Origin of the sequence: Streptomyces sp. NPDC008137 (assembly GCF_042957035.1) — a bacterium.
Classification (GTDB): domain Bacteria; phylum Actinomycetota; class Actinomycetes; order Streptomycetales; family Streptomycetaceae; genus Streptomyces.
Genome location: NZ_JBIBHN010000029.1, coordinates 99,909 through 108,070, shown reverse-complemented (window position 1 = coordinate 108,070; position 8,162 = coordinate 99,909). Strand labels below are relative to the sequence as shown.

The following is an 8,162-nucleotide window of genomic DNA, read 5'->3' as shown; positions in this document are numbered from 1 at the left end:
GGTTGATAGGCCGGATATGGAAGCACGGTAACGTGTGGAGTTGACCGGTACTAATAGGCCGAGGGCTTGTCCTCAGTTGCTCGCGTCCACTGTGTAAGTTCTGAGACAACGAACAGTTGTCGGCTTTGAGCAGAACGAACAATTAAAGAGTGTGCTTGTTCGCTCGAAACCATTAGGGTTTCGGTGGTAATAGCGTAGGGGAAACGCCCGGTCACATTTCGAACCCGGAAGCTAAGCCTTACAGCGCCGATGGTACTGCAGGGGGGACCCTGTGGGAGAGTAGGACGCCGCCGAACAATCTTTGGAAGGACCCCTGGTCCCAGCGTTCAGCTGGGACCAGGGGTCCTTTTTATTTTGCGGTGCGCACCGGGTAGCCGGCTGCGCGAGAATGACTTGCGGTACCGAAGACAGGAGTCACCATGTCCACCAACTCTCCCGACGACCGACCGGAGCGCGACCAGCAGCGACGGGAGGGGGACCGGAGCGACCGCGGTGGTCAGCGCGGGGACCGTGGAGACCGTGGGGGCTTCCGCCGCGACAACGACCGTGGTGGCTACGGGCGTCGTGACGGCGGCCGAGGCGATCGTACGGACCGTGGCGATCGCGGTGGCTTCCGGCGTGATGACCGGCGTGACGACAGCCGCGGCCGTGACGACAGCCGTGGTGGCGGCTTCGGCCGACGCGACGACCGTGACCGGGGACCGCGCAGGGACGACCGTGACCGAGGCGGGTTCCGGCGTGACGACCGCGGTGACCGCCCCTCCTTCCGGCGCGACGACCGCGGAGAGCGCCGCGGCGACCGGGACCACGGTGGCTTCCGGCGCGACGACCGGCGTGACGACAGCCGCGGCCGTGACGACAACCGTGGTGGCGGCTATGGTCGGCGCGACGACCGCCGTGATGATGTCCGTCGCGGAGACGACCGCGGGCCGCGCGGTGGCTTCCGTCGGGACGACAGGCGTGATGACCGGCGTGACGATCGGCGTGACGACCGCCGCGATGGCGAGCGCGGCGGGTTCCCGCGGCGTGACGACCGTGGCGAGCGTCGCGACAACCGGGACCGTGACTTCCGTCGTGACGACCGGGACCGCGGTTTCCGTGGTGACGATCGCGACCGTGGTTTCCGGCGTGACGACCGCGGTGGATTCCGTCGGGACGACAGGCGCGATGACCGTCGTGATGACCGGCGTGATGAGCGCCGTGGGGACGACCGTGGGGAGCGGGGCGGTTTCCGGCGGGACGACGCCGGTCGTGGCGGACGTGGTGGCTTCCGTCGGGACGACAGCCGTGGCCGCGACGGCGCTCCTCGCGGCGAGCGTGGCGAGTTCCGGCGTGACGACCGGGGTGACCGTGGTGATCGCAGCGACCGGGGCGGCTTCCGTGGGCGTGACGACCGTGGCGGGCGTGGGCCGCGGCGGGACGATCGCGATCGGGGCTTCCGGCGCGAGGGTGGTGACCGTGGTGGCTTCCGTGGCCGCGACGACCGCCGTGGCGACGACCGCCGCGGTGCCGGCCGCTTCCGCGAGGATCGGGAGCGGGACAGGGAGCCGATCAAGCGGCTGCCGATCCCCGAGGACGTCACGGGCGACGAGATCGACAAGGACGTACGGCAGGAGCTGCAGAGCCTGCCGAAGACGCTCGCGGACGATGTCGCCAGGAACCTGGTGATGGTCGCGCGGCTCCTCGACGAGGACCCTGAGGGCGCGTACGGCTACTCGAGGGTCGCGCTGCGGCTGGCCTCGCGTGTCGCCGCCGTGCGGGAGGCCGCCGGGTTCGCCGCGTACGCCAACCAGAAGTACGGCGAGGCGCTGGCCGAGTTCCGGGCCGCCAAGCGGATGACCGGGAACATCGACCTGTGGCCCGTCATGGCCGACTGCGAGCGCGGGCTCGGGCGGCCGGAGAAGGCGCTGGACATGGCCGGGGCTCCCGAGGTGCACAAGCTCGACAAGGCCGGACAGGTCGAGATGCGGCTCGTCGCCGCTGGTGCGCGGCGTGACATGGAGCAGTTGGACGCGGCCATCGTGACGCTGCAGAGTCCCGAGCTGGCCGCCAGCTCCGTGCAGCCGTGGACCGCGCGGCTCCGATACGCGTACGCCGACGCGCTGCTCGCCGCCGGGCGGGAGAGCGAGGCGCGGGAGTGGTTCGCGAAGGCCGTGGAGGCCGATCGCGACGGCAGCACGGACGCGTCGGACCGGCTCGCCGAGCTGGACGGTGTGGAGTTCGTCGACGTCATGAACGATGACGAGGATGCCGAGAGCGACGCCGGAGACTCCGCCGAGGAGGACAAGGACTGACGTCCGGTGGAAGGGGGCGGATCCCGTTGGGGATCCGCCCCCTTCTCGTGTTCAGACTTGTGTTCAGAGGTTCTCAGAGGTCCAGCGTGCGCAGCACCAGGCCCGAGGCCGGCTTCGGGCCGAACGACGTCGACTTGCGCGGCATCGTCACGCCCTGGCGGGCCAGGTCGCGGACGACCTCCTCGCGGACCGGGTGCATCAGGACGGCCGTACCGCCGTCGCGCTCTGCCTTGGCGACCGTGGCGGCCGTGTCGTGGATGTAGGCGATGTGCGCGGGGGAGTCCTCGGGGATGTGCCAGACGTGGTCGAGGAGCGTGGCGTGCAGGACCGTCGCGTCGAGGGTGCGCCAGGCCGCGGGACGGTCGGTAGGGATCGTACGGGCCAGGAGATCCGGGTCGGGGCGGTCGACGAGATGGAAGGAACCGTCGCCGGCCAGCAGGAAGGCGTTGCCCTCGCGGGCAGCGTCCGCCAGGACCTCGAGGGCCTCGGGCAGGGGGGCCGTCAGGCGGCGTACCCGGAACAGACCGTGCAGGGCCGCCACGGCCCGGTCGACCGGCAGTTCGTGGAGGAGACGGTGGATGGCGCGGACCCGGAGGGGGTAGCGGGCCGTGTCGACGAGGAGGACCAGGCCGTGGTCCCACGGGCCTGGGGAGGGGTGCTCCGCGCGGAGCCGGCGGTAGGTCGCCCAGCGGTGGTGGCCGTCGGCGATGAGGGCCTGGTGACGGGCCAGGTCGGTCTGGATCGCGGCCAGGTCGGCGGGGTCGGTCACGGACCACAGGCGGTGGCTGAAACCGTCCTCCGTGGTGGTGGCGAGGAGGGGAGGCAGACCGGCGGTGCGCTCGATCAGGTCCGCCGTGGTCGTCGTCGGGCCGTCGCCGCGGTAGGTCAGCAGGAGGGGCTCGAGGTTCGCCGAGGTGGCCCGCATCAGGGCCGCGCGGTCGGCGACGATGTGCGGCATGACGTCCTCGTGGGGCAGCACCACCTGCTCGCCGGGGTCCGACACGCGCAGGGCGCCGATGATGCCGCGTTGCAGCATGCCGTCGCCGTCCCGCTGCTCGTAGACGTACAGGCCGGGTTCCGGATCGGTGGCCAGGACGCCCTCGGAGAGCCAGCGGTGCAGGGTCTCGGCGGCCTGTTCGTTGCGGGCACCGGGCGTGTCGGCCTGGGGCAGGATCAGACGGACGATGTTGTGCGGGTCGGAGGACTCGAGGTGGTGCAGGCCGTCGGGGCGTACCACGACGTCGTACGGCGGAGATGTGACGGCGGCAAGGCTGCCGACCCGGTCCGGGTCGTAACGAAGGCCTCGGAACGGGGTGAGTTCCAGGCCTCGGTGCTCCGTTGCCTCCGAGTGACCTGCTGTGTTCATCCCGGCATCGTACGGGTGTCAGTGGCATGGGGGATGATCGGGGGAAACGCCGTCGAACGAGGAGCGATGCGGGATGAGCCGGAGCGTCAGGACGAGGCCCGAGGGCAGTGGGCAGGCCCTGAGCGAGGCGTACGACACGGCGCTGCTCGATCTGGACGGGGTCGTGTACGCGGGTGGGAGCGCGATCGCGTACGCCGTCGAGTCGCTGGCCGAGGCGCGGGCAGGGGGGATGCGGCTCGCGTACGTCACGAACAACGCGTTGCGCACTCCGGACACCGTGGCCGCGCATCTGACCGAGTTGGGGATACCCACGGGCGCGGACGACGTCATCACCTCGGCGCAGGCGGTCGCGCGGCTGATCAGTGAGCAGGTGCCGCAGGGCGCCCGGGTGCTGGTGATCGGCGGGGAGGGACTGCGGGTGGCGCTGCGCGAGCGCGGGCTCGTGCCCGTGGAGTCGGCGGACGACGATCCGGCGGCGGTGGTGCAGGGGTTCGGCGGGCCCGAGCTGCCCTGGGGGCGGTTCGCGGAGGCCAGTTACGCGGTCGCGCGCGGCGTGCCGTGGTTCGCCTCCAACACCGACCTGACCATTCCGAGCGGGCGTGGGATCGCGCCGGGCAACGGGGCCGCGGTGGAGGTCGTCCGGATCGCGACCGGCGCCGAGCCGCAGGTCGCGGGCAAGCCGCTGCCGCCGATGCACCGGGAGACCATCCTGCGGACCGGGGCGCGGCGGCCGCTCGTGGTGGGGGACCGGCTGGACACGGACATCAAGGGCGCGTTCAACGGGGACGTCGACTCGCTGCTCGTCCTGACCGGCGTCACCGACGGCGCGCAGCTGCTGGCCGCGCCGCCGCAGCACCGGCCGACGTATGTGGACGCCGATCTGCGGGGGATGCTCAGCGGCCAGCCGGACATCGAGGCGCTGGAGGACGGCGGCTTCCGGTGCGGAGGCTGGACGGCGACGGCCGGCGCGGAGGTGCTGGAGCTCGACGGGGACGGCGAGGCGCTGGACGGGCTGCGCGCGCTGTGTGCGGCGGCGTGGACGGCCGCCGGTGCGGGTGTGTGTGAGCTGGACGGGGGGAAGGCGCTGGCAAAGCTGGGCCTCTGAGCACCGGTTGGGACCCATGGTCTGTGGGCACGCTCCGGCTGTGCGTGCCCGAGGACCGCGGCCAAGATCCGAAATCGTGATCGAATGGCAGGGTAGGCTAACCTAACCTGCGTGTTGGTCGAGAGTCCCCCCGAACAGCGCGCGGAGACCGCCCCCGCGCCCCCGACTCGACGGGTGGTACGAGCCTTTGGGCTGGTCCTGGCCGTCGCGATCCTGGTGCTCGTCGCGCTGGCGAGTATCGCGATCGGAGCGAAAGAGCTGTCCCTCGGACAGGTCTGGCACGGTCTGTTCGAGGACTCGGGGACGTACGGCGATGTCGTCGTCGCCGAGCGGATGTCACGGACCGTGCTGGGGCTGCTCGCCGGTGCCGCCCTCGGTCTGGCCGGCGCGGTCCTGCAGGCGCTCACCCGCAACCCGCTAGCCGATCCGGGGCTGCTCGGCATCAACGCCGGTGCGTCCGCAGCGGTCGTCACGGCGATCACGTTTCTCGGGATCACCTCGCTCAGCGGCTACGTCTGGTTCGCGTTCTTCGGCGCGGCCGCGGTCGGGGCGCTGGTCTGGTTCCTCGGCGGCAGCCGGGGCGCGACGCCGGTACGGCTCGCGCTCGCCGGTACGGCGATCAGCGCCGCGCTCTACGGCTACCTCCAAGCCGTGATGATCATGGACGACGCGGCGCTCGGCAAGATGCGCTTCTGGACGGTCGGTTCCCTGTCCTCGGCGACCGACTCGACCATCAGCCAGGTCCTGCCGTTCCTGCTGGCCGGGACGGTCCTGGCGCTGGCCCTGGCCCGGCCGCTCAACGCCATGGCCATGGGCGACGACACCGCCAAGGCGCTCGGCGCCAACCTGAACCGGACCCGGGCGCTGTCCATGCTGGCCGCGACCGTGCTGTGCGGGGCCGCGACCGCCGCCTGCGGGCCGATCGTGTTCGTCGGGCTGATGGTGCCGCACGTCGTGCGCTCCTTCACCGGGCCCGACCTGCGCTGGATCCTGCCGTACGCGGCGATCCTGTCGCCCGTGCTGCTGCTCGGTGCCGATGTCATCGGCCGGATCGTGGCCCGGCCGGCGGAACTCCAGGTGGGCATCGTGACCGCCATCCTCGGCGGACCGGTGTTCATCTATCTCGTACGACGGCGGAGGACGGCGCAGCTGTGAAGACCACCAACCGTGCCGTGAGGTCCCCCGGCGGACTCTCGATACGCCTGGACGTGCGGGCCTTCGTCGTCGTGCTCCTGCTGCTGGCAACGGCGCTCACGGCGAGTGTCGTGCTCATCGGCACCGGCGACTTCCCGATCCCGGCCGCCGATGTGCTGCGGACGCTGTTCGGGCAGGGCAACGAGGGCCAGGAGTTCATCGTCAACGAGCTGCGGCTGCCGCGGGTCCTGGTCGGACTGCTGGTCGGGGCCTCGCTCGGACTCGGTGGCGCGCTGTTCCAGTCCATCTCCCGCAATCCGCTGGGCAGTCCGGACGTACTCGGCCTCGGGCAGGGGGCGACGGCCGGCGCGCTCACGATGATCGTGCTGTTCTCCGGGGACGCGAACCAGGTCGCCCTGGGCGCGCTCGTGGGCGGCCTGGTGACCGGGCTCGCGATCTATGTGCTCGCCTGGAAACGGGGCGTGCACGGCTACCGGCTGGTGCTGGTCGGCATCGGTGTCTCCGCGATCGTCACCGCGGTCAACGGCTATCTGCTCACCAAGTCCGACATCGTGGACGCGGCCCGCGCGGTCGTATGGATGACCGGATCGCTCGACGGCCGTGACTGGGACCAGGTGTGGCCGCTGCTCGGGCTGTGCGCCGTGCTCGTGCCGCTCGCCCTCTGCAACGCGCGTGCGCTACGGATGATGGAGATGGGCGACGACGTGTCGTACGCCCTCGGGGTCCGGGTGGAGCGGGTGCGTCTGCTGCTCATGCTGGCGGCCGTGCTGCTGACCGCGTCCGCGACCGCCGCCGCCGGTCCCGTCAGCTTCGTCGCGCTCACCGCGCCGCAGCTGGCCCGGCGCCTGACCCGTTCGCCCGGCCCGAACCTGCTGCCCTCCCTGTGCATGGGCGCGGCCCTGCTGGTCACCGCCGACTGGCTCTCGCAGCGGGCGTTCGGAGCCGAACAGCTGCCCGTGGGCGTGGTCACCGGCGTGCTCGGCGGTGTCTACCTGCTGTGGCTGCTGGTCACCGAGCGCAGGGCGGGCCGTATATGAGCAAGAACCGAAGGAGCACTGTGAATCGTCTGTCCGCCGAGAACGTCACTCTCGCCTACGACCAGCGGGTGATCGCCGAGCAGCTGTCGGTGGAGATACCCGACAACTCCTTCACCGTGATCGTCGGCCCCAACGCGTGCGGCAAGTCGACGCTCCTGCGGGCACTGTCGCGGATGCTCAAGCCCAGTGAGGGCCGGGTGCTGCTCGACGGTCAGGTCATCCAGTCGATGCCCGCGAAGAAGGTCGCCCGGACCCTCGGTCTGCTGCCCCAGTCGTCCATCGCGCCCGACGGCATCACCGTCGGCGACCTGGTGGGCCGGGGCCGCTACCCGCACCAGGGCATCCTGCGCCAGTGGTCGGCCGACGACGAGCGCGTCGTCCAGGAGTCCATGCGGCAGACGGGCGTCGCCGAACTCGCCGAGCGCTACGTCGACGAACTCTCGGGCGGTCAGCGCCAGCGGGTGTGGATCGCCATGGCGCTCGCCCAGCAGACCCCACTGATGCTGCTCGACGAGCCGACCACGTACCTGGACATCCAGCACCAGATCGACGTACTGGACCTGTGCGCGGAGCTGCACGAGGAGCAGGGGCGCACGCTCGTCGCCGTACTGCACGACCTGAACCACGCCGCCCGCTACGCCACGCACCTCATCGCCCTGCGCGAGGGGAGCGTCATCGCCGAGGGCGCGCCGAAGGACATCGTCACGGCCGAGCTGGTCGAGGAGGTCTTCGGGCTGCGCTGCCAGGTCGTCGACGACCCGGAGACGGGCACGCCGCTGGTGGTGCCGGCGGCGCGGCGGGCACGCGCCGGGGCGGCGGCCGGGGCCGAGAAGGTGGCCGCTAAAGAAGCTTCCTGAGCTGGAGCAGGTCCCGCACGCCCGCGTGCAGCTTCACCCGGCCCGAACCCCAGGCCTTGGCGAAGCTCAGCTCGCCGTCGACCAGCGCCACCAGGTCGTCGCCGGCCATGACGAGTCTGATCTCGGCCTTGGCGGGCGGCGGCCCCTGCACGGTGTCGTGCACCTCGATCCGCCCGCCGCGCATCCGGCCGACGAAGGTGACGTCGAGGTCCGTGATGTGGCAGCTCACCGAACGGTCCAGGGCCGCGGCGTCGCGGACGTCCCCTTCGGCGCGCTGCATGTTGTCCGAGAGCTTGTCGAGTGCGCTGCGGCACTCCTCGATCGTGGCCATCGCGACGACGGTACCGC

Annotated in this window: 8 protein-coding genes and 2 rRNA genes; 8 read left to right on the top strand and 2 right to left on the bottom strand. The window is 71.3% G+C overall.

The genetic code is table 11. The features are described 5' to 3' along the window. The 4 genes from ACFZBT_RS32965 to ACFZBT_RS32950 form a co-directional block, all read left to right on the top strand. Positions 1-74, top strand: a 23S ribosomal RNA gene (locus ACFZBT_RS32965); the annotation flags it as partial. 105 nt (positions 75-179) lie between these two features. Then, positions 180-296, top strand: a 5S ribosomal RNA gene (rrf, locus tag ACFZBT_RS32960). A 214-nt stretch (positions 297-510) separates the two neighbouring features. Then, a complete protein-coding gene (locus ACFZBT_RS32955) occupies positions 511-1,668 on the top strand; it encodes a hypothetical protein (protein WP_391111470.1) in 1,158 nt (385 codons plus the stop codon). Beyond that, the gene (locus tag ACFZBT_RS32950; RefSeq protein WP_391111467.1) at positions 1,560-2,294 is read left to right on the top strand and encodes a hypothetical protein; all 735 of its coding nucleotides are present in this window, start codon (positions 1,560-1,562) and stop codon (positions 2,292-2,294) included. Before ACFZBT_RS32955 ends, ACFZBT_RS32950 begins: the two co-directional genes overlap by 109 nt. 73 nt (positions 2,295-2,367) lie before the next feature. On the opposite strand, the gene ACFZBT_RS32945 is transcribed toward ACFZBT_RS32950, so the two are convergent. After that, positions 2,368-3,660 carry a DUF1015 family protein gene (locus tag ACFZBT_RS32945; RefSeq protein ID WP_391111455.1) on the bottom strand — a complete coding sequence of 431 codons (1,293 nt, stop codon included), beginning with the start codon at positions 3,658-3,660 and terminating at the stop codon, positions 2,368-2,370. 73 nt (positions 3,661-3,733) lie between these two features. Here ACFZBT_RS32945 and ACFZBT_RS32940 point away from each other — a divergent pair, with 73 nt between their 5' ends. The 4 genes from ACFZBT_RS32940 to ACFZBT_RS32925 all read left to right on the top strand — a co-directional run bounded on the left by ACFZBT_RS32940 (position 3,734) and on the right by ACFZBT_RS32925 (position 7,814). Next, complete coding sequence (locus ACFZBT_RS32940; RefSeq protein ID WP_391111452.1) at positions 3,734-4,765, top strand: HAD hydrolase-like protein; 1,032 nt, start codon at positions 3,734-3,736, stop codon at positions 4,763-4,765. A 111-nt stretch (positions 4,766-4,876) separates the two neighbouring features. Next, on the top strand, positions 4,877-5,920 hold the full coding sequence (locus ACFZBT_RS32935) for an iron chelate uptake ABC transporter family permease subunit (RefSeq protein ID WP_391111450.1): 1,044 nt from the start codon (positions 4,877-4,879) through the stop codon (positions 5,918-5,920). Continuing rightward, entirely contained in the window at positions 5,917-6,957 is a 1,041-nt protein-coding gene (locus tag ACFZBT_RS32930) for an iron chelate uptake ABC transporter family permease subunit (protein ID WP_391111448.1), read from the top strand. Before ACFZBT_RS32935 ends, ACFZBT_RS32930 begins: the two co-directional genes overlap by 4 nt. Beyond that, positions 6,954-7,814 (top strand): ATP-binding cassette domain-containing protein, encoded by an 861-nt coding sequence (locus ACFZBT_RS32925; protein WP_391111445.1) that lies wholly within the window; start codon positions 6,954-6,956, stop codon positions 7,812-7,814. The genes ACFZBT_RS32930 and ACFZBT_RS32925 overlap by 4 nt, the downstream gene beginning before the upstream one ends. Here the strand turns inward: ACFZBT_RS32925 and ACFZBT_RS32920 are convergent. After that, a complete protein-coding gene (locus ACFZBT_RS32920; RefSeq protein WP_328337666.1) occupies positions 7,798-8,145 on the bottom strand; it encodes a sterol-binding protein in 348 nt (115 codons plus the stop codon). The two genes, ACFZBT_RS32925 and ACFZBT_RS32920, sit on opposite strands and share 17 nt — an antisense overlap. Between the last annotated feature and the right edge of the window lie 17 nt (positions 8,146-8,162).

Excerpts from the sequence above, each read along its gene's own strand:
- ACFZBT_RS32925 (WP_391111445.1), top strand. The coding sequence starts at position 6,954 with ATGAGCAAGAACCGAAGGAGCACTGTGAATCGTCTGTCCGCCGAGAAC.
- ACFZBT_RS32920 (WP_328337666.1), bottom strand. The coding sequence starts at position 8,145 with ATGGCCACGATCGAGGAGTGCCGCAGCGCACTCGACAAGCTCTCGGAC.
- ACFZBT_RS32940 (WP_391111452.1), top strand. The coding sequence starts at position 3,734 with ATGAGCCGGAGCGTCAGGACGAGGCCCGAGGGCAGTGGGCAGGCCCTG.
- ACFZBT_RS32945 (WP_391111455.1), bottom strand. The coding sequence starts at position 3,660 with ATGAACACAGCAGGTCACTCGGAGGCAACGGAGCACCGAGGCCTGGAA.